20 protein-coding genes are annotated in these 20,159 nt (G+C 51.4%); 8 read left to right on the top strand and 12 right to left on the bottom strand.

All coding sequences use genetic code 11. The annotated features are described in order from the left end of the window. Nucleotides 1-216 precede the first annotated feature (216 nt). A complete protein-coding gene (locus ACR0EO_RS01400; protein ID WP_480535170.1) occupies nt 217-549 on the top strand; it encodes an antibiotic biosynthesis monooxygenase family protein in 333 nt (110 codons plus the stop codon). Between the two features lie 385 nt (nt 550-934). On the opposite strand, the gene ACR0EO_RS01395 is transcribed toward ACR0EO_RS01400, so the two are convergent. The 10 genes from ACR0EO_RS01395 to ACR0EO_RS01350 all read right to left on the bottom strand — a co-directional run bounded on the left by ACR0EO_RS01395 (nt 935) and on the right by ACR0EO_RS01350 (nt 12,800). Then, nucleotides 935-2,446 (bottom strand): Na+/H+ antiporter NhaC family protein, encoded by a 1,512-nt coding sequence (locus tag ACR0EO_RS01395; protein ID WP_170724473.1) that lies wholly within the window; start codon nt 2,444-2,446, stop codon nt 935-937. Nucleotides 2,447-2,649: 203 nt separating this feature from the next. Next, on the bottom strand, nt 2,650-4,737 hold the full coding sequence (locus tag ACR0EO_RS01390) for a mechanosensitive ion channel family protein (protein WP_170724472.1): 2,088 nt from the start codon (nt 4,735-4,737) through the stop codon (nt 2,650-2,652). Next, nucleotides 4,734-5,999 (bottom strand): threonine/serine exporter family protein, encoded by a 1,266-nt coding sequence (locus ACR0EO_RS01385; protein ID WP_170724471.1) that lies wholly within the window; start codon nt 5,997-5,999, stop codon nt 4,734-4,736. The genes ACR0EO_RS01390 and ACR0EO_RS01385 overlap by 4 nt, the downstream gene beginning before the upstream one ends. Before the next feature lie 53 nt (nt 6,000-6,052). Beyond that, the gene (locus tag ACR0EO_RS01380) at nt 6,053-6,505 is read right to left on the bottom strand and encodes a VOC family protein (protein WP_171127162.1); all 453 of its coding nucleotides are present in this window, start codon (nt 6,503-6,505) and stop codon (nt 6,053-6,055) included. A 71-nt stretch (nt 6,506-6,576) separates the two neighbouring features. Then, the gene (locus ACR0EO_RS01375) at nt 6,577-7,935 is read right to left on the bottom strand and encodes a serine hydrolase domain-containing protein (RefSeq protein ID WP_480686599.1); all 1,359 of its coding nucleotides are present in this window, start codon (nt 7,933-7,935) and stop codon (nt 6,577-6,579) included. A gap of 39 nt (nt 7,936-7,974) precedes the next feature. Then, nucleotides 7,975-8,241, bottom strand: coding sequence for a hypothetical protein (locus ACR0EO_RS01370; protein WP_170621461.1), 267 nt, complete (start codon nt 8,239-8,241; stop codon nt 7,975-7,977). 64 nt (nt 8,242-8,305) lie between these two features. Next, entirely contained in the window at nt 8,306-9,310 is a 1,005-nt protein-coding gene (locus tag ACR0EO_RS01365; RefSeq protein ID WP_170621463.1) for a linear amide C-N hydrolase, read from the bottom strand. A 66-nt stretch (nt 9,311-9,376) separates the two neighbouring features. Further along, a complete protein-coding gene (locus ACR0EO_RS01360; RefSeq protein WP_170724468.1) occupies nt 9,377-10,672 on the bottom strand; it encodes a serine hydrolase domain-containing protein in 1,296 nt (431 codons plus the stop codon). A gap of 443 nt (nt 10,673-11,115) precedes the next feature. Next, nucleotides 11,116-12,519, bottom strand: a complete 1,404-nt coding sequence (locus ACR0EO_RS01355; protein ID WP_480686598.1) for an aspartate-alanine antiporter-like transporter — start codon at nt 12,517-12,519, stop codon at nt 11,116-11,118. Beyond that, a complete protein-coding gene (locus tag ACR0EO_RS01350; protein WP_353392278.1) occupies nt 12,519-12,800 on the bottom strand; it encodes an aspartate-alanine antiporter-like transporter in 282 nt (93 codons plus the stop codon). The genes ACR0EO_RS01355 and ACR0EO_RS01350 overlap by 1 nt, the downstream gene beginning before the upstream one ends. A gap of 326 nt (nt 12,801-13,126) precedes the next feature. On the opposite strand from ACR0EO_RS01350, the gene ACR0EO_RS01345 reads away from it, so the two are divergent. From ACR0EO_RS01345 to ACR0EO_RS01330, 4 genes are all read left to right on the top strand, one after another. Then, nucleotides 13,127-15,304, top strand: coding sequence for an FUSC family protein (locus ACR0EO_RS01345; RefSeq protein WP_480686596.1), 2,178 nt, complete (start codon nt 13,127-13,129; stop codon nt 15,302-15,304). A gap of 13 nt (nt 15,305-15,317) precedes the next feature. Further along, nucleotides 15,318-15,530, top strand: a complete 213-nt coding sequence (locus tag ACR0EO_RS01340; protein ID WP_353392282.1) for a DUF1656 domain-containing protein — start codon at nt 15,318-15,320, stop codon at nt 15,528-15,530. Nucleotides 15,531-15,534: 4 nt separating this feature from the next. Then, a complete protein-coding gene (locus ACR0EO_RS01335; RefSeq protein WP_480686595.1) occupies nt 15,535-16,674 on the top strand; it encodes an HlyD family secretion protein in 1,140 nt (379 codons plus the stop codon). 260 nt (nt 16,675-16,934) lie between these two features. Continuing rightward, nucleotides 16,935-17,459 (top strand): hypothetical protein, encoded by a 525-nt coding sequence (locus tag ACR0EO_RS01330; protein ID WP_480686594.1) that lies wholly within the window; start codon nt 16,935-16,937, stop codon nt 17,457-17,459. Nucleotides 17,460-17,874: 415 nt separating this feature from the next. On the opposite strand, the gene ACR0EO_RS01325 is transcribed toward ACR0EO_RS01330, so the two are convergent. After that, nucleotides 17,875-18,132, bottom strand: a complete 258-nt coding sequence (locus ACR0EO_RS01325; protein WP_480686592.1) for a hypothetical protein — start codon at nt 18,130-18,132, stop codon at nt 17,875-17,877. A 261-nt stretch (nt 18,133-18,393) separates the two neighbouring features. On the opposite strand from ACR0EO_RS01325, the gene ACR0EO_RS01320 reads away from it, so the two are divergent. Next, nucleotides 18,394-18,675, top strand: coding sequence for a hypothetical protein (locus ACR0EO_RS01320; RefSeq protein WP_480686591.1), 282 nt, complete (start codon nt 18,394-18,396; stop codon nt 18,673-18,675). Between the two features lie 187 nt (nt 18,676-18,862). After that, complete coding sequence (locus tag ACR0EO_RS01315; protein WP_170724462.1) at nt 18,863-19,195, top strand: hypothetical protein; 333 nt, start codon at nt 18,863-18,865, stop codon at nt 19,193-19,195. A gap of 68 nt (nt 19,196-19,263) precedes the next feature. On the opposite strand, the gene ACR0EO_RS01310 is transcribed toward ACR0EO_RS01315, so the two are convergent. Further along, on the bottom strand, nt 19,264-19,506 hold the full coding sequence (locus ACR0EO_RS01310) for a helix-turn-helix domain-containing protein (protein ID WP_170676400.1): 243 nt from the start codon (nt 19,504-19,506) through the stop codon (nt 19,264-19,266). Nucleotides 19,507-19,612: 106 nt separating this feature from the next. On the opposite strand from ACR0EO_RS01310, the gene ACR0EO_RS01305 reads away from it, so the two are divergent. Then, the gene (locus ACR0EO_RS01305) at nt 19,613-19,915 is read left to right on the top strand and encodes a hypothetical protein (RefSeq protein WP_170724461.1); all 303 of its coding nucleotides are present in this window, start codon (nt 19,613-19,615) and stop codon (nt 19,913-19,915) included. The last annotated feature ends 244 nt before the right edge of the window (nt 19,916-20,159 follow it).

Here is a 20,159-nt window from a genome sequence, read left to right as displayed (position 1 = left end):
CCATAACAAGGTTAATGCTCGGGATCGGGCAATCAAAGTAAATTGTGGAGAGTCGGACAATGCACACAACCGCAATCCTCGCCTAAAACGAAAAATAAGCATTTTGAGTTACGTGAGTGGGAGGATCCGTGTCAGCATCGTGTATGAGACTGGACACAGATTCTTATGAGCCACTTCGGGCTTATCCCTCGTGATTATGGAAACAAGAATTCTAAAATGTCGTTTTGGACACTTCTCATGATAAAAGTGCCTGCGGAGAAGGCAAAGCAAACCGCAGAAGCATTCATTCACCGCAACATTATCGAGGAATGCGCCGATGCCATTCCAGGCTTTCGCCACGGCGAGTTGATGGTGTCGCATGAAGGCGATGGGCAGCTTTGCGTTATGTGCAACTGGACGGATAAAGCCGCCTACGAGCAATGGGTCGCAAGCCCCATTCGTGACAAGCAAAATGTGGACGCCCTCGGCTTCCTAACAGAAAAAGGTTACGAAGCGACTGACATGCATACACTCATGTTCGACAGTCTGCACACCGTCGCACAAAAATAGCAACAAAATCGCTTTTGCTTCTTGGCTTTTCCCTGCGCCTGAGGGCAGACGCAGGACTCCGTTTTTAGTGCGTCATTTGTAAGACTGCGCCGCCGGGCAGCGATGCTGGCTCTTTCGATGGTTTGAACCGATGCACAATTTCGCCACTGGCCGGCACCCCGTCACACCCGGCGGGTTTTTTGTTTTTAGCTCCAATCATTTATTGGCTTGAGAGAGCTTTGACTGATACCGCCCTGCCCTTCTCAGATAGCATAAGTCCATTTTTCATTGGCATCTCACATATGCATTTGTATGAAAAGTTTTTTAATCATGCAGTTAGCCGCATAGTCGCCAAAGTTTCAACGCGTTCCAGAAAGCGACCCCAAGACGGAAAATTTTCGGCCCTCTAAGTTGAGGTTCGCCGCTGCGGTAGTTCGCTGGGTTCGGAACCATAGGACTCTTCCGCGGTCACGGAATCTGGGATTTCATCCCGCTTGAACTTTGTAATTCCAATACCAATCAAAACGACGGGTGTGATCCAGAGCAGGACGGCGTAAGGAGCTATCGAAAGAACGCCTATGCCCATTGTGCCCGCCACAAAGGCGCCATGAACGTTCCACGGAATCAATGGTGAAAAAATGGACCCTGATCCCGCTATTGCTGCTGAGGCGACATATGGTTCCAGACGAGCCTTTATATAGCGTTCTCGATAGGTCGCTGAATTTAGTATTATCGACATGTAAGGATCTGCCGTAGCCGCGTTCAAGCCAATTCCAGTTACTGCTGTAGCGACAATCAGACGTGCGCCTCCAGTGGCCCATGCCAGCAGCGGAGCAAGCAAGCGCCTAAGCATCCCGGAAAACTCGACCAGCGCTCCAAATGCAGCCGCAACGAGTATCAACCAAATAGTCGGCAACATGGACACAACGCCACCGCCTACGAATGTGGAGTCGAGTGTTTCACTCCCGCTGTTTAGTGAAAAACCGTTGCCCAATACTTCAAGTGAAAGCTTACCCCAGCCTCCTAACGTTCCAAGGCCCTCGTCGATCATTAACGCGTCAATCAGATCCTGCTGTGTAAATGCAGCGAGTACTGCCGCAGTTATTGCTCCTGCCATTAGCGACAAGAACGCGGTCGTCCGCGCCGACAGCACGAGAACCAAGATGAGTGGCAAGAATGAGATGAAAGACACGGTAAAATGCTCTTCAATAGCCTGGAGTATTTGAGCACTGTCATAGTTGTCAGACATACCGTGTCGCCAACCAAGAAAAAGGAAAAGCACTGCGCTAGCAATCCAGCCAGGCGCAAGGACAGTACGTAGCGCGCGTGCGTGGTCCTTAGCTTCGGCACCCACCACCGATGCCGTGAGAATGAAGGTATCCGAAATTCGACCTAGGCTGTCCCCCGTAAACGCTCCACAAACGGCAGCGGCTGCTGTGACCAGTGGAGAAACATGCATAGCTGGTGCGAGAGCTACAAACGGCAAACCCACAGCGGCTATCGTGGTGAATGAACTTCCAATTGCATACGAAAGACCAGATGCGACCACAAAGACGATTATGTACAGAAAGCGCGGCGAACCGTATTGAGCTCCGAAATAAATCACTGAAGCAATCGTCCCAGACATAAAAAGTGCTCCAATTAGAGCACCCACCGCAATCAGCACAAAAATTGTTCCCAGAGCTGAATTGATACTATCGGACATGACCGCCGCGAGGTCTTCGGCGGAATTGCCAGTCGTGATGGCGATCACAAGTGCAAGTGTGAGACCAAGCGTCATGGCAATCTGTAATGGACCATCTTCGGCTTTTTCACCGAACAGCAAAACTGATGCGAATATCAGTGACACCATTCCACCGACGGTTACGAGCGAGGCGATCAAAGAACTGGTAGCGCGAGATTCCACTTCATCGTTCATAACATCAATCCCCTGAGCCGATTATTTTAAGGTTCAATTGGTTTGCAACCTGGCGTTGCTTCCATATTGATATCGAAACGTGTTTCCGTCCCGCAGACTGCAACAAAGCATACTTGGTCGTATCTTTCTAGTTTCCGGTTGTTTGCGGCCAAGTTCCTAAAACCAAGTGGGGGTTTGAAGGTGGGACTTTCCACGGCTTTCGTTCATGAGGGTTTGTCTTCTCGAGATTGACGGAGCGGGCTGTTTTCTTCATCGTTCGGTGTACTTTCCTCGCTCTTGCTTGTTTCTTCAGCCTCAGGCTCCTCAACCGACAACGGTTCCTCAACACTGCTTTTCTCATCGTCCGGGCCATCAAATTCCGGAGATCCTCTTGGGGGATAACGTAACGTGCCCTCAAGCCTGTCGCGTTCGGCAGTTGCAAAATCCGGGAATGGAAGTTCACGCCGGCGGCGCCACTGTTCAACCTGTTCGACGGCATGCTTTGACTTTGCAGCATCAAGCCCTCCGTCCTGAGACATGTAAACCGTTTGGCTGGGAAACGCGAAGCCAGTACCCGAAGCTTCGACAATTTCCTTCATTCTGAACAAGACATCTTCCTGAATAGCATAAAAAGCGTTCCACTCGCGGGTTTGAGCGTAAACACGGATTTCAATATTCAGAGATGAGTCTCCATACCCTATAAACCTCACCCGCGCTGTATCTGAAGTGATACGTGGGTGTGCGTACATCATTGAACGAGTTTCGGCGAGAACATACCTCAACTGGTCAGTATCCGTTTCAAGTCGCAAGCCAAGCGTTGTCCGGATCATCATTTCATCACAACGGGCCCAGTTGACGAGCTCCATATTCACAAACTTTGAATTCGGAATGGCTATCGTGGTTCGGTCCAATCCACGAACATGGGTTGATCGTACTCCAATGCTTTCAATTGTTCCTTCCTTGTCGAGGAACGAACAATAATCACCAACCTTCACAGCCTTTTCCATATAGATCACAAAGCCGCTGATCAGGTTCTCAAGGGTCGGGCGGATCGCGAGCGCGACTGCAAGACCGCCAACGCCAAGTCCTGCTATAATGCTTAAGAGCGGGAATCCTAGGGTTTGCGCACCGTAGGCGAGAATCCATGTGGCTCCAACAAGAGCGATAATATGGTTGAGCAAACGCATCATACTTTCATCATACTGACGCACAATGGACGTTTTTTTCTCGGCTACCCTGTCGCTTAAGAGCGACATAAATCGCCAGAAGGTTACAGCCGCAGCTGCATAGATCGCGATTGTTGCAAAGAACGTCTCCGTTAGAGCCAAAGAACCTGTCAAAAAGAGTTGGTTGTTAAAGAAATTGTTGAGCGCGAGTAAGATCAAAAGCCCTGCGCTGGCAAAAACGAACTTCCTTGTCGACTCTGGCATTTGTCCCGAAGCAACGCGACGGTTAAGCAGAAACCTAAGCCCGTAAAGAAGTGCCAGAGAGACAATTAAGAAGAAGACAGTGAAACAAATCTTCCAAATTGGAGTTCCCCAAAAGATTTTACGGGAGGCGGGGGGAAGGGCGTTTTCGACAAACAAAGGGATAAACGGTCCACTCAGTTGAAGAAAACGAGTGCTCCATAACTCGCCGATGCGATGCGGTGACTGCATTGCAATTTCACGCAAGTAGCGTGGAGCGATTTGCGACGAACTCGCCGAGAAAAGAAACTCACCCTCCCGGTTTCCCGCGTTGACCCTTTGGATTATTAGTGGGGTATTGGGCACCAAAAAAGTAGTTCGATCCTCCAAGTACACCGTCTCATCGTCGGGTAGAGCTTCCGCTTCTTCCGTTCCAACTTCACCAATGATGTCGATGAGAGCCAGGGCAGTTCTAATGCTCGCATCACGTCTCTCCGCAACGTTTTCTTCCGTTAGATCAAGAAGTGAAATGAGCGCATCACCGATTAGAACCAGTTGCTCCCATTGTTGAGCTGATTTCCCAACCTGGTATTCCAAGTAGATACCAATGAGTGCATCGCGCAAATTTTCCAATGACTGCAACGTGTCTCGTGGCGAATGCGTCAAAACTGGCGGCAGGCTTTCGAATGGCTCAATATCTTCCGTAATTGCCTGCGCAATCACTTGCTGACCGATAAATATCCAGCAAAGAAATGCGGCGATGACCTTTGTCCAGCGGCGTAAACCAAGAACACTCAGCACTGACGTGCCAAAAGAACATCTTTTTGCAGCACACTTCGCGCAAAAATCTTCTTGCTTTCGGGTGACGCGTAGCTCGTGTTCTTGGCTTGCTGGAAGGTTGATCATGCGCTCATTTTTTCCTCAAACCCCCTGATCCAATGCTTCCCGGAGATCATTCGTCCAATCAGCATCCCTAGGCCAATCGCGAGGAGATTACCAAACAGCGGCATGAGGTCTGCAATACCTGTCATCTCACCATGAGAAATCCACGTTTCGATTTCACGAACACCGTGAGATCCCGGCGACAACGCAAAAACGACCGGCACCATCAGCACAAACGTCGGAACAGCGCGTGGTTTTTGTGAAATCCACAAGCTTACGTACATACACACTGCTGCTGAAACCAACGTCCCAAAGATACCATTTGTGCCTATCGCTACGGCCTGCGCTGTTGCCGTGGAGAGCAGCAAGACGCCCAGTGCAGTCAGGAAATGGTCTTTGTCCATCTGAAACGCCCACATGATACCAAGAAGGAATGGAATTCGAGCAAAATAGATGGCCCACCACGGAAACTCCTCGCCGTCAGGCGCAACAGGGAGAAGAGCTGAGACCGGTGTCGAAGTAACAACCGCAGCGAAGTATGCACCAGAAGCCAACAGCACCAGTATGAAGACACTGTAGAAAAATCGATCTACCGCAGGCGACCACCTACCCTGCGCCAGCTCGTAAGCCTGCATACTGATGGAGTCTCCTGGGATGAAGACAAAAGTGGATGCGATCAGCAAAAGTCCCGGTGCAGCTAAGGCATAACCCGTTTGCCAACCGACCATAGCAATCAGGCCACTCGCAAATGCTGCAATTAAGGGACCAAGCCTCGCCAAAGCCGGGTTCTTGTCCACGGCCAAAAACACAGCACCAGTTGCCATGCCCGTCAAAATACCGAAAAAGATACCTTCCCACGTACCGACGACTTCAACAGCAAAAGCCGCCGACACCGAGACGACGCCAAGCCAAACGAGCAATGGCGAATAAGGAGGTTTACTCGACTTCAGATCAGAAAGATTTTTGCAGGCTTCTTCCGGAGTCAGCTTGCCTTCAAAGACATCTGCGAGGTGGTTCTTTAGTTTTTGAGTGTTCGTGAGCGCCGGGAACCCAGGCATATCTACCTTCACGAGAACCGTCTGACCTTTGTACTCCAATATTGCAGACTCTGCACCATAGACGACCGTGACATCCTTTACACCAAAAGAGGCCGCAGCCTTTTCTACGACTTCCTCATGGCCTACGACGCCTTCCCAACTCCACGATAGAAGGAGCTGCATTAGATCGACCAAGTATTCCCTGATTTGTGCGTCGGGTTTCGCCGGGTCTGGTGTTTTGTTAGTCACTCGTTTTCCCTCTCATACGCTGGTCAAAGAAATCGTGTTGCACGCTTGGCCTACTATTCCATCTCCAGGAATTCGACTGTGATGCCGTCTGAGTTACGGACCCAAGCAACGGCATTAACCGGGCTGGAAAAATGATCGCTGTCCACCTCAATGAAGTCACCCAGAAGCGCAAAGCCGTGCCCGGTGGCTTTGGCAACCGCAGCCTTGGCATCATCAACGTAAACTCCGATGTGGACGGACCCCGTATCTACTGGCGTTGAGGAAATGACCGTGCGATTGGGCGGCGACTGGTAACAAAGCAACTCGATACGACTTCCGTTACCGGTCAGAAAAGCCTGCTCTGCCGTCGCATCTGCCACACCGATAAGGCGTCCGATCACCCCCGGCACCTGCTGCCGGAGCTCTACTTGGTAACCGAGACATTCCTCGAAAAACTGAATAGTCTTTCCAATATCGGTGACCGTAAAGCATGTATGATTCAGACTAACACAGTCGCTTTGTTCCACGAGCCTCTATCTCCGGTCCTAGAATAGTGCGATGTGGGCCGCGCGAAAGCATACGAGCGGCCCATCGATATTCAACCGCCTGCCAACTGCTTTGCCGCTGCGCGCATATAGCCGGGGTTGAGGTCCGGCGCGAGATTGACAGGCGACGTCGAGAAGAACACGCCCACGACATCGCGAGCCGGATCGGTGTAAATGCCCTGATACAAGTTACCGTGCTTGAAAAGCGCTCCGTCTTCCCACACTGCATCCCACTGGTGCGAGTTGAAGATTGGCATATCATTACCAAAGCACATCTTTACCCACGAATGGTCGGTAAAATCACCCGCCAGGTAGGCCTCTTTGCTGCTGGCGGTCTGCATCTTGCGCAGCACATCCGGCGACACTACGGGCTCTGCCGAAACCTTGCGCCAGCTTGGCGTAAATATCAGCGCATAGCGCGCTAGGTCTTCAAGCGTGGAATTCAATAAACCATAGCCAATGGCCAAACCGGCAGGAGAAATATTGATCGCCAATGGCGACCGCGCGCCGATTTTCGACCAGATACGCTCGCCAAGATAGGCGGTGTAGGTTTGTCCGGTCACGCTTTCCACTGCTGCGCACAATACTTTGGTGATAACGGAGCTATAGCGCGCAACTTTGCCCGGCGACTCGCCTGCTATGGGGGCTACGTCGCGCAGCACCTCATATTCATCTTCCTTTACCCCATCCGCATTCGGGATCCCAAAATCAGCCGCCAGCATCCGTTGAAACACAGAATGGGGGTCCATCGTGGCCTTGGCATCCTCGGAGATATCGAGACCTGACGCCATGTTCATCGCATCGATGAGCGCGACCTTGTCCCACTCGGACCCTTTTAGCATAGCCACAAAATCAGTAACTGGCTTGGATGTGTCGACCTTGCCTTCAAGCTCTAGCATCGTAAGCAGAGTGCCCACGGCCGACTTAGCGACTGAAGCCCAGATGTGCATCTGTTCAGGATGCATGCCCGGAAAGGCTTCGTAGACGACCTCGCCTTTGTGCAGGATCATCACGCCTTGAAGCCTCGTGTCAAAATCCGCGATGTGGTCATCCAAGGTTGCACTTTCACTGCCGTCACCCAGCATGTAGGTTAAGTCCCCCAGCGATGGGTTTGGTCGACGAGCTAGTTCACTGACCGGACCTTTGGAATAGGTAAAGGCAGCCGGCACGAATTCGGTCATGTTTGTGGTGTAATACAGCGCGTGGTCGCCACCCAACTGCATGTGCGTGTTGCTAAAGTTTTTTCGGGCTGCGGCGACGAACTCGAGGTCGAACCCATCGTGTACGGCACCTACTGGCAGCGTTACTTTAGCGCCTGGTACGCTCATTGGATCGTCTGGTGCATGAACAATACGATGGCCTAAGGGCAGAAAAATACCAGAAATCTCTGACAGGGGCGTTCGTGGTTTCATTTCAGTTTTTCCTTTTCACAGTGCATTAGTTTTGCTCAGTCAAAAAGCCCCGACGTCGCGATGGGCCTCAGGTATTGCATGATCGAATCGTCCGCCGCGTTCACCGAAAAATGCACGATAACCAAATCGCGAGACGACGACGCATAGATTGCCTGCCGTTGGAAGCCAGCCTTGAACATGTCGCCGTCCGGCCAGAGTGATTGTGCCGAAATTCTTGGGTTCAGTCGCGATTTTACCGATTTCCGGGTTGATGGGCTTCGGCAGGGCAGCTGGTGGCAACAGGTTCGGGGCGGGACCACTGGTCATAATTGCTTACTCCTATTGAAAAATCAGATCGGAGGAGGCAGAATCTTCTCACCTTTTTGGCTATTCACAATTCGGCTGGGTTGAGCACTGATCCGCCGCGCAACCACGCCAGTTCTTTTGATGGATTGAAACAGTCCGAAACCTCTCCCGTTGCTCGAATGTCCTTCTTAAGATCGAACATTACGACCGGCGCTCCGTCGCTCAGGTTGAGCTTGTGCAAATCTATCCAAGCGACTGTCGGATTCTGAGTGAACTCGAAATAATACCTTCCATTGGTCAGATCACTGATCGTGCGCCAGCGGGTGGGAGAGACGTTGGGCCGGGTTGGATCACTAATACCCCAAGGCGTTGACATGTTCCGAATGACGGCCAGTACATTTGCGACAGCCTCATGGTAGTCAGCCGGCTCCTCAGGCAGCGCACTGAGATAATAGGCGCCGCGCACAAAACGTTCGTCGGCCTGCGAGCCGCCCGGAAGCGGTTGATCCCCGCCAAGACCAACATACTTCTTCATGTTTTCAAGCTGTTGTTCGTATGGTGGCGAGTTCGTCATGATTGTGACATCACGGCCTTTGTGAACGCTGAACTTTCCGTCCAAAACCTCGATTACCGCCGAGTTGCCGGTCTTGTCGGCAATTGAGTAGTGGAAGGGTGACTGCACCTTGTCATCAAAATGCATCATGTAGATCGGCACGATCTGAATGCTGTCTAGCGCAGCGAGCACTTCGTCCACCGTCGCGAAGTTGTCGAGCATCCATTGCGCAAAAATCGAAACTGACAGACCGCCCTTTGAGGTATCGCGAGGGCCAAAGTCCGACTCCGCGAGATACAACAGGTTGGCGTTCAATCCCGCTTCGTTCATGCCATCAGTAATTGCCGCGCCGTAGCAGGCCCCAACTATACTTCCGTACTTCGATGTCCAGGTCTCAGGATTGTCGTCTACCGCGCCGTCACGCTTCATCCCTTTGGGAAACGCGTAAACTTTGGTTTGCAAGCTCTCGAACCAATCCTCATTCCGGCCTACCAGCATTGGTTGGCCATCCTTGTTGAAAAAAATGCGCGAACACATGGTCTTCTCCCTGTCTCAGACTCTACTGTTGATCTTGGCCTGACTGTCGCTTCAAAACTTTGAAGGTTACCTAGGCAGCGGATTACCGTTGATTGCCCGAACGATAGCACGCGCCATGCCTTCTTCCTGGTTTTCCCCATCACTGGTGCTGAAGAATGCCACGACGGTGTCGGTCTCGGGTGAGATGTAAATCCCCTGCCCGCCCACTCCGGCCTTGAACAGGTCGCCGTCTGAAAAGACAGCATCCCACTGGTAACGGTTAGAGATCGCGCCGGCATCATCCCAGAAGGTGATGCTGTTCTTCTTGCCGATCCAGCCCTTGTCGTACATGTCGAGATACGTCCGGTCATAGATCTTGGCCATGACCGCGTCAGGGATCAGTTGCTCACCAGCCAGCTTCGCGCAGCTTGGCGAAAAGGCCATGCCGAACCTGGCCAGATCGCGCAGCGTAGAGTTCATGCCGAAAAAACCGAGTGTATTTCCGGTCGGGCTGACCACGTAAAAAGCGTCATGCTCCATGCCAAGCTTAGACCACAACCGTTCTGAGAACTGCGCGTAGAGCGGTTTGTCGGCGATCCGCTCATTAATCCGGTTCATGACAAAGGTGTCGATGGAGTTGTATTCAAACTTCTGATGCGGTGGAGAATGCCGCTCCATATCGCGCAAGACATCAACCCATGTTTCATTGCGACCGCGCACATCGGGCAACATGCCGACCGCGCTCGTCGCCGCCCAGCGAAACCAGATTTGGTCAGGATCGGTGCGCGAGTTTGGCTCCGGCTCATCGTGCTCTGTGCCGTTGAGGCCCGTGGCCATGTCCATGGCTTCGACGACTTTCACCGTGTCCCATACCGATCCTTGCAATTCTGTCAGGTAGGAACTGACCGGCGCGTCCACATCGACATTCCCCTCATGTTCATGCATCGCCATCATGGTTGACCCGGTGACTTTGGTGACGGACATCCACAGATGCTTCTCATGCGGTTTCATCGTGCGATAGCGTTCGTAAACGATCTCACCACCTTTCACGACCATCATGGCGTCGATTGGTTTGGTGGCAAAATGTTCATCCACGCTGACCCAGTCACCATGCTTGTTCCGGTATTCGATATTCCCGATTGACGGGTCGACTGCGTAGGGCAGGTCGACCACGGGTCCACCGCGCATTACCTGCGCCGTTGGTCTGATTTTTGAGAAGTTCACATAGGAGTACTGCGTTTCAGGAGATGGAAACTGTACCTTGACCATATTCTCCGGCGCGTTGAGATAGGCGCTGATCTCGAGAACGCGGTCAAGCGGCACGTTTGTACTAAGATCTTCGGGTTTCGCGAGGATAGGTCCATCGGTCGATGTATTCGCCACTTTTTTGCTCCCAGCTGTAATGAAACTTGCGTTTGTCCAATATCACAATGAAATCAAACAAGATCATGAATCGAGATAGATGCAACTGTTTTCTGGTCAAACTTGTGGGTCATTCGCTTGGCGCCCCTATCTTGACCAAAGGTGCCTTACCAAAGACGTGGAAAGTAACCTTCCCCCGGTCTTTCGCGTGATGGGATACAGCCCGCCAGACCGGATCAAAGTCGGTGAATTCCTTGGTATCGAGGCGGAAGCCTAAAGTTACCCCTGAAGCTTGCGAGTCGCCGTTGAAAAAAGCTGCCCACAAGTAGGCACTTCGACAGATTTTTCTTTTTTCGCACTTTCACCAGTCGAGAGATGCACGTGCACCTCGCGACCTGTTTGATCAACAGCAAGACAATACACAATCGATTGAGAAACCGATCCAGTGGCGGCAAGAAGTCTTTTCAGGGCACTATGGCCAGAATGACGAGTCCGACGACGATAAATGTCAAGCTGGATACAGCGCCTGGTAAGCCAAAGGCAACAGCCGGTGCGGAACTCTTGGCATCCTTGCAGACCTCAGCGATTGCGACGCCTGTCATGACGCCAGTCGTGGCACCGGCGTTCTCAGCAACGTTCAACCTCATGATGAAGTGCCCGAACAAGAAACAAGAAATCGTGCAAACCGTCGTCACAAATGCTCCGGCAATCAGAAGGTTTACCCCAAAAGCCTGCATGGTCGAAATCAACGAACCACCTGCGCCAATTGCGACAGCCGCGATAAAGAGTGACAACCCTAGGTCAGAGAGCGCCGTTGCCGCGGGCGCGGATACCGACCCCATGCTGGGGCTGCGGGTCCTTAACCAACCGAGAATAGCCCCGCCAAACATGGCACCCATTGCGGACCCCCCGAGGGGTGGAATTTCAATCCCGGCTACGGTCACTGAAATCGTACCCAAGGCCGCAAATATGGCGATGAAAAATGAAGTATTCATCAAATCAGTCGTCATCTGGTTTGTGACCTCGTAACCGACTTCGTCGGCAAATATCGACACACACCGTGCTGAACCAAACACAAACAGCACGTCCCCAGCGATCAGTTCAAAATCCTCGTCGTCTATTGGCATTTCTGTACCGAGCCGCACTACGCGCTCCAGGCTGACACCGTAGCCATGCTCGTTTAGCAGTTCCGAGAGTCTTCTGCCGACGTGTGCATTGTTGGTGAGAACGAGTTCTGCCGATGCCATATCCACGGCCAAAGCGTCATTATCCACAACTTCCGGCCCCAGCGTCTCATTACCCCTCAAGAGCAAATGGCTGGGCGCAAGGAAGGTCAAGATATCATCTTTTGCAAGGACCAGATCATCGGTGACGGTCAAACGTTCTCCATTGCGAATTACCTGCTCAAGTGAAGGTAAAGCTCCTTCTTCTCGCCGCTTTTCAACGTTTTTGACAAGCTCGCCAGTTGTACTTCCGATGTACTTCGGTAATTCCAGCCTCCAGGCCCGAACGGATGGCGCTACGCGCTTCTGGGGCACACTCCCGACTGCGTCAAGTTTCGCCGCTTCTTTAGCTATGTCTGCTCCCACAAGCGTTGGGCACAATTTAATAAGGATAATTAGTCCAAATGTGCCATACAGATAAGTGATGGCGTAGGCGCTGGCGAGGATATTGCCCGCATCTGACGGCGCCATACCCTCTGGAAGCTGGACCGATCCGGAAAACACAGCGCCTTGAGCGGCGGCTAGGACCGCAGATGTTGTGACCGCGCCGGCAGTCAGCCCACCGGCGACAATGTTGTTCAAGCCAAACACCAAAGCCATGAGATAAACCGAGACCCCAGCGACCACGGCAGTAAAAACGCACATTACCAAGTATTTGAAAGCCGACTTACTTTTAAAACACGCACCAGGCCAGGTCCAACCATCGTTCCCAGAACAAAAAGGTAAATTGTAAACGTCAACCCTTTGATTATTTCCGGAACTTCGATTTGTGCCAATCCGATAACCAACCCGACAATCAGTATTCCTGTAGTTGGTCCAAGCCCGATACCGGCAATCTTCAGCTTGCCGACCAGATACCCCAATCCGATGACAACAAAGAGAAGAATGACAACATTTTCTCGAGCATAAGAAATCAAAGCTTCCACACGTCTCTCCCGATCAGGCTAGTTCCTCAACTGCAATATTGCGGCACACCAATCGATGTCCAAGGCCAAGTATTTTGTTTCAAACACCTTCGTTTCTGGCTGCTTTAGGCAAGTTATTCAGCAAAATATGACTTGTCATCAAGCGTTTTCAACAGCTTCACAATGTAGGCAATCATTCTGTGACACAGGGCTGTCACACGGGGCAAGGCTAGCTAAGGAGGAGAGTGAACGCGCCATTTCAGCCTGTTTAGGATTGCAATTGGAAAACTCATAAGATCAAGATACATCTCGATTAATGCATTATTGTGATCTCATCAAACGATGCCATGACCATGGACTCCTTGCGCCTTAAAGCTGCTATCAAATTGGCGTTGGCTTTGGTGCTTGCGTATTGGATCGCTTTGTCGATGGACTGGGCTAAGCCCTACTGGGCCGGTCTCTCAATAGTTGCTTGTTCGTTGACAACATTTGGCGAGTCCTTTCACAAAGGACTACTCCGGCTGGGTGGCACGTTCTTGGCAATTGTCGTTGCGATTGCTCTGCTGTCGCTGTTCCCGCAGGATCGTTGGCTATTTATCGCAGCGCTCAGTTTATGGCTGGCATTCTGTTGCTTCAATATGTTTCGAACGTCTCGCTCATACTTCTGGATGACTGCCGGATTTGTGGTGCCCATATTGGTCATTGGAGGCGGCGAAAACCCGGTCAATGATTTTACTGTTGTGGTTCTTCGGGCTCAGCAAACCGTCCTTGGTATTGTGTGCTTCAGTGTCGTCTACTCACTGCTATGGCCCTACAGCAGTCGGGAACAGTTCGAAGAAGAAGTACGCAAAGCACTTACTTTAAAACGACGTCTTCTCATGGCGACCTTGGACATCTTGACTGGAAATGAGCGCAAGGAAGACCTGCCAAAGCTTCGGATGCAGATCGCTCAATTGCGCTCCACTGTCGAAAGGCTTTTGGATGCCGCAATTGTCGATAGTTATGACGTCTGGGATAGACGCCTTGTCTGGCGGCAATTCGTGGCAAATATGGCGTCACTGGACCGAGAGCTTCAGCGTTTATATTTGAACGCAAGAGACTTGGAAGACTCCCGTGACACAGCCCAAGTCCAATCTCTTTGCTCCGCGATACTGAGTACCGAGCAATATCTTCTTGAAGCGGAGAAAATTCTGTCCGCAACCGCATCGCAAGCTGGGTATCACACCGAAAACCAGATTACCCAAGAAATGGTCAACAGCGGGCTAGGACACTTCCAACTTGCTGCCATGACTGCCACCCGTCACAATGTCCAACGGTCGCTAGAATACAGTCGGTCTTTGTCAGATTTGATGACCAACATTAAAGATGCAAGCTGGAAGGCAAACACCCGGCATTTGGCCTCATCCCAACAACCTAAACCCACATCCGAATTCCTTGATCGGGATATGTGGAGCGCGCTAATCCGTGTTCAGGTTATATTTCTTGCGACAGTGGCATGTGTCCTGTTTGTTCCAGGCTTTCCCAATCCGGCTCTTGTAATATGCATAGGCGTTTCTCTCGCTCTGAACCTTGCTTTACATCCGCAGGCGTCTGTCTCCGTCGCGCTGCCTTTCGCAGCGATCCTACTGTTGATTGTTGGAACTGTGCACCTTGTTCTATTACCGCTATTGGCCACCTTCTGGCAGTTGGCTTTATTAATCTTCGGCACCACAGTCCTGGTGGCTTACTTAACTTCCCGCCCGGAACAAATGATTGTTCGAAGTTTTTTCCTGAACTTGTTTCTGGTCGGCCTTCAGATCGATAATCAGCAGCAATACAGTTTCCTCTTCTTTGCAACCATGTTCATCGGTTTGTTCTGTGTAATTGTGATCATCGAATGCACGCGTTTTTTCCCGGTTTCTTTAAGGCCGGAAATCCGTGTGGAAGCTCTAATAAAGCGTTTCTTTTCTAGCGCGGATTATGTGGTCCGACACAGCCTTACCGACCAAAGAGAGCAACCAAACTGGTTTAATCGGATGCGCCTTTCGCTACATGTCAGCGAGATAGATAGCATTCCGACCAAACTTGTTCCTTGGCTATCTGCATTGTCGGAACCAGCACTGGGCAATACCAAAAGGACGGATGCGCTTCAAATCGCGACAAGTTTGGAAGCGCTGAGCAGCAAGCTAATTGAATTTGCCGCAACCCGAAGACTGTCACAGGCAGCTTCACTGAGAGAAGGCGGTGGCGAAGCAATGAAGCAGTGGCGCTTGGCCGTTGCGGATGTAATGTTGGATATTGAACGCGACCCAGGGGGGATTGACCCTGAATATCTGCAAAACAGGCTTCAAAGCGCTACTGTAGCCCTTGAGAAGACTGTAGAAGTCCTAATTAACAAAGAGTCTAGTTCAAATTTGAATACCGCTGACTACGAAAACATGTATCGTCTTCTTGGCGCGTATCGCGGTCTTGCGGAGGGTGTTTTGGGGTACACCGGCAGAGCGGCGTTCATTGATTGGCACGCACTACGAGAGTCCCGTTTCTGAAGTCGAGGAAAAAATGCTACCTGTTCCAAGCGAATTCGACTTTTTTGGCGTCTACCTCTCACCACTTTTCATATCTTCCCTACTGGCAGTCGTTCTAACTATGATGACGGCGCGTGTTTTGAACCGTTTCCGAATGTCGCGTTTCATCTCTCATCCGGCGTTGGTTTTTGTTGCACTTGTAGCAATCTATACGTCCGTCATCGGAACCTTTCTTATCCCGGCATAGTCAAATGAACCGAAACACCAAGTTGATCGTCACAGTTGCAATCGTACTCGTCGCTTTGGGCGCCGTGTTCTTGAAATATGCCATTTACGTATCCAACCCATGGACGCGCAATGGGCAGGTTCGCGCAAATGTTCTAGAAGTTGCACCGCGCGTTTCCGGGCCAATCGTCAACCTTCCGATACGAGACAACCAGTTTGTAAAGGCTGGGGATCTTCTCTTCGAAATCGATCCGCGCACTTTCGAAGCAGCACTGTCGCAAGCACAAGCGAGATTCGACAAAACCGTCGAAGATCTGGCTTCTTTGGATAAGCAAATTGAGGCCGCCCGTGCGAGTGTTCAGCAATATGAATCGTCGATCCAACAAGCCGAGTCTCAATTGTCTTCCGCAAAAGCCCAGCAGTCAGAGGCACAACGTCAATTTGACCGGGCCTCTGTTTTGGTAAGCGACGGTCGCATCCCCGAGTCACAGTTCGACGAATTACAAAGAGATTTGGACGTTGCTCAAGCAAACACCGCCAGAGCACAAGGCGGAGTGGTTCAAGCCAAAGCCGCGCTCGCCCAAGCGCAGGCTTCGCTGGAGGGCTCAATTGCAAGCCGCGGCGTAACTGGTGAGGAAAACTCAAGCCTCCGCGAGGCTAAAGCTGCTCTAGAAGCTGCGCGCCTCAACCTTGAATTCACTAAAGTACATGCCTCAGTTGACGGATATGTGGCAAATCTGACATTGCGTCTCGGCAGCCAGGCTGTCGCTAATCAACCGATCCTTGCACTCATTGATGCCCAAAGCTTTTGGGTCGACGCTTATTTCCGCGAAAACTATGTAGGCGATATATCCCCTGGTAACCGCGCCGCCATAACGCTCATGTCTAACCCCGATATCGTAATTCCTGGGGTGGTGGATAGCATCGGGCGAGGAATTGCCAAAAGTGATGGGAGTGTTGGAGTCAATCTCTTGCCAAACGTGAGTCCAACGTTTGAATGGATCCGACTGGCACAGCGAATTCCGGTAAGAGTAGAAATTGACCAACTCCCCGAGGGAGTCGAATTGCTTGTAGGCACAACGGCGTCGGTTCTTGTGATGACTAATACGGATTCAACCGATGTAAATGAAGCGTTACCACCGCCGGCGCCGACAATTCTACAATAGTCGGTTCAATAGGTTCGGTACTCGCGAGGCCTACAAGACGACTGGTTGGTGATACGTGAGTGGTTGGAAGCGCACGGTGTCGCTGCCCCTGATCGCGTCTTTTCTAAAGTGCCTGAGTTGGCGGGCAACATGTCCGATTGGCGCCCTATGTCAAAGCATGGCGCACAAGACTAGTGACGAGACGCCAGTTCTGCTGGCCACCAGTTGTAGTGCCGCATTCCTAGTTATAACAGTGCTTTGTCAGTATCGAGAGGCGCAAAATGAGCAGAAGACACCCCATTTGGTATGGCATAGGCGTTACTATTATCCCGTTGGTCGTTCTGATTGTCGGGTACTTTAATATCCACCCAGAAATCTATCGAGGAATCCCGCAAGGCTTTGGATCGGAGCGAGACTCTTCGCGATCTGGTATCGCGTGGGACGATGATGAAAAGGAAGATCCGCCCTTGGATTATGTGTCTGATTCTTTCGAGGGATTGTACATTTCAACCGAACGGGCGTCCGTGACTAGCTTTTGGAGCCTTTGGAACGCACCAAGCTCAGAAATCGAGTATGAATGGCGATACCGAGTTAAGAACCTGACTGATGATGACCTACGAATTTCCGTCGAATATGAACTCGTTGGAAAACATGATCGGGTTTTTGCCACGTCTGACGGCTACGAAGATGCCAAACCCGGCGAAACGGTGGAAATCACCGGCAAGGGCCGTATCGACTATTTCGACGCCAGACAGGTTTTGGGTTCAAGATGGGGAATTCGTCGAAGGCCAGTTCCTGGATCGTAGCACCGAGAGATTACAACGAGCACAGGGTTTGCCGCGAAACGAGGACTCAGGCACAGTGTCCGCACGGGGGTAGCTGGATAGGATTGTGCCCGCGGACACATCTAAGTGTGGCATGAGAGGCACTTCACAACTGTGACGTCTTGAGCTATGCCTAAGTTATGACTTGCTGCGTACACCAATTGAGCAACCGAATAACTCGCTGATTCAGCGAGCCTTTGGGAGTGCCATGGTGGGCCAGGAGTCTTATAAGCTCTTTACGCCAGATTAGCGTCGACGGTAAGGGATCATGCCCCTCCACTCCTACCATTTAGGAGGAGTCCGTCATGTCGGATAGCAATATCGGCGTCGTCGATTATGGCGACATCAAGAATTCAGTTGAGAAAGAGCTGGGTTACACGCCCGACGGCTGGGCAGGTCATGTCACGATCTTTTCCAGAAGATCAAGGAGCACTGCGACAAGCAGGAGATCGAGTATCCTGTGGTCTCTCAGATAAAGCAAAAGTTTGGCCAGTTGCGTATCTATTTCAGGACTGTGGTTAAGGACGAGCGGATCGACAGCTTGTTTCAAGCGACAATCGAACGAGCCAATCACAGCTGCGAAAAGTGCAGCAACGCAGCCCAGGTGCAGCTCGTAGAGGGCTTTGTCACAACGCTGTGCTGTTGGTGTGCACATGAGCTCGTGTCGTCCAGGCGTCCGCAGAGTAAGCGCCTATTCGGAGATGGGCGGCCTTTGAAGGATGGGATGGCCTGCAATGTGTGTGGCTATAGGGGTCAGATCGACCGGACTGATGAGCACGGACGTTGCCCTGCTTGCGTGAAGAAGAATTGGTGAAACATGCTCAAAGTCGTTGTCTTTGTGAATGAGAGAGAGGTTGCCAGGGCGCACCTGAGCAACATCAGCGACCTCGCTGAAATCTCCGACTATGAAGTCCAAATGAACGAAAGAGAATGCGCCAAGCTCGGCATTGCAGAGCGAGGCATCAAGGGCGAGATCCTGAGCCACAAGCGCAAGCAGACCGTCTGGGCTTTGGTCGAGAAGGCCGCAACGCTCTGGATGCGGAAAACAGGTGAGCGAGGTGATGAACTGACTAGGGCATTCCTGGCAAGGAGAAAGGCCGAGTTTATCGCCGGGCGACTGCCGCTGTCTGATCCGATCACCGCAGAAGAGATCAGGGCGCGCAAAGTGTATGATGAGAATGACGATGAGAGTGATTGAGCCGGTTTACACCGAGACTGAAGATCCGCGTTTTAGCGGATGACATTTGCTGTCAGAGACGACGAAAGCGGCCGGTGGTTTCCCATCGGACCAAAGGATCGCGCAGACCTGACTTATGAAGAGATGGCGGAAAAGCGGAGCTCTGAGTTCATCGACGCGAAGGCGGAGTAGCTGAAAGGAGGGCGAAATGAACGGAATCCATTTGAGGCCTGAAGAAATCGCCTATGGCTGGGCCGCATGGCGAGAGCAGATGGTCCTTCAACTCGAAGACGATGATGCGCCTGAGTATATCAAGCGAACCGTTAGGGAGTGGTTTTTCGAGGAATACGAGAAAGCCACCCTCCGCGGCATGGAGATGCCCTGCCCTGATTTCTTCGACATCCGGTGGACCGGCAATGATGGACTTATCACGCAACATGAGGACACGCCCATGGCAGACATCCTAGCATCGACGCTGCGAACGAAGCTCCAAGCTAACGTCATCCAGATCGAGAAGTTCATTGATCGGTGGCAGTTGTGACTATCGTCAGAGTTGTTTTCTGCGATAGATTCAATGTCCAGAGGTGTACCGAGAGAAATCGCTAGATTCTACTCAGCTTCTTCTTCAATTTCGGATACCAATCTGGTCAAAGATAGACCAAGTGCGCCACTGAGAAGTTGTAGCGTTCCGAGAGTTGGTTGGTGGTGGCCGGATTCCAGAAGTGAGATGTATTGCATGCTTCGGTTAGCCTGCGTGGCGAGCTCTAGTTGCGATAACTTCTTGGCGAGTCTGTGGCGACGCAAAACTCTTGAAAATGCCAATAGCAGAGGGTCGTTTTTTGCGTTCGCCATATTTTGACAAATCGCCCACGTAACGCTAGTCGTCTATACAGTATACTTTGAATCTCGGGGTAAATTTCAACTGCACAAAGGTTTGGCAAAAAGCGGGGGCCGTTAAATGGCGGAAAGAGTTCATCTGACAGAAACCCAGATGATTGAAATACTGAACAGACTGGAAATGCGCTTTTTGGAGCGATTGGCTCTCGAAAATGAACACAAGATTTTTGTCAAACCGCACCTTGCATCAGGTGAAAAACCAACTCGAACAGGTAGAAGGCCAAGGTCTCAATACGTTGGGCAACTGCATCTCTCGATTTTGGAGGAAGATGAAGCTTGGTTCAAAAAGACTGCACAAGCCAACAACCTTCAATACGGAAAGTTCTTCACCTGCTTACGCCAAATTTTCGAGCGACACGGTTAGGTTCGTAATGAAAGAAGGTCAAAAGCCAAACAGCTTTATGCTTAGCAAAGGCGCGAAAGTATAAACGGGATTTGAATCCAAATACCTGGTGGGGGTTCTCAAGGGCTACCGCACCGCAATCTAGGGCTGCGATGATTAAGGTCGCCGCCCCAGATAGCAGTGCTGTATCCCGCTTCGTCTAGTTTACCAGCCCCGCTCACCGATCCGTTCGCCAGTATCCCGAGTTAAAGGGCTGGCTCATCAA

The organism is Ruegeria sp. BE9 (assembly GCF_056538765.1).
The sequence above is the reverse complement of the archived record's forward strand: the minus strand, read 5'-3'. Positions and strand labels throughout refer to the sequence as shown.

Bases quoted from the DNA above. Each gene is read 5' to 3' on its own strand.
- ACR0EO_RS01395 (WP_170724473.1), bottom strand. From the start codon at position 2,446: ATGAACGATGAAGTGGAATCTCGCGCTACCAGTTCTTTGATCGCCTCG.
- ACR0EO_RS01340 (WP_353392282.1), top strand. From the start codon at position 15,318: ATGCTACCTGTTCCAAGCGAATTCGACTTTTTTGGCGTCTACCTCTCA.
- ACR0EO_RS01375 (WP_480686599.1), bottom strand. From the start codon at position 7,935: ATGAAACCACGAACGCCCCTGTCAGAGATTTCTGGTATTTTTCTGCCC.
- ACR0EO_RS01370 (WP_170621461.1), bottom strand. From the start codon at position 8,241: ATGACCAGTGGTCCCGCCCCGAACCTGTTGCCACCAGCTGCCCTGCCG.
- ACR0EO_RS01305 (WP_170724461.1), top strand. From the start codon at position 19,613: ATGGCGGAAAGAGTTCATCTGACAGAAACCCAGATGATTGAAATACTG.
- ACR0EO_RS01315 (WP_170724462.1), top strand. From the start codon at position 18,863: ATGAACGGAATCCATTTGAGGCCTGAAGAAATCGCCTATGGCTGGGCC.
- ACR0EO_RS01335 (WP_480686595.1), top strand. From the start codon at position 15,535: ATGAACCGAAACACCAAGTTGATCGTCACAGTTGCAATCGTACTCGTC.
- ACR0EO_RS01325 (WP_480686592.1), bottom strand. From the start codon at position 18,132: ATGTGCACACCAACAGCACAGCGTTGTGACAAAGCCCTCTACGAGCTG.
- ACR0EO_RS01320 (WP_480686591.1), top strand. From the start codon at position 18,394: ATGAACGAAAGAGAATGCGCCAAGCTCGGCATTGCAGAGCGAGGCATC.
- ACR0EO_RS01355 (WP_480686598.1), bottom strand. From the start codon at position 12,519: ATGTGCGTTTTTACTGCCGTGGTCGCTGGGGTCTCGGTTTATCTCATG.
- ACR0EO_RS01365 (WP_170621463.1), bottom strand. From the start codon at position 9,310: ATGTGTTCGCGCATTTTTTTCAACAAGGATGGCCAACCAATGCTGGTA.
- ACR0EO_RS01400 (WP_480535170.1), top strand. From the start codon at position 217: ATGTCGTTTTGGACACTTCTCATGATAAAAGTGCCTGCGGAGAAGGCA.
- ACR0EO_RS01310 (WP_170676400.1), bottom strand. From the start codon at position 19,506: ATGGCGAACGCAAAAAACGACCCTCTGCTATTGGCATTTTCAAGAGTT.
- ACR0EO_RS01390 (WP_170724472.1), bottom strand. From the start codon at position 4,737: ATGATCAACCTTCCAGCAAGCCAAGAACACGAGCTACGCGTCACCCGA.
- ACR0EO_RS01330 (WP_480686594.1), top strand. From the start codon at position 16,935: ATGAGCAGAAGACACCCCATTTGGTATGGCATAGGCGTTACTATTATC.
- ACR0EO_RS01345 (WP_480686596.1), top strand. From the start codon at position 13,127: ATGACCATGGACTCCTTGCGCCTTAAAGCTGCTATCAAATTGGCGTTG.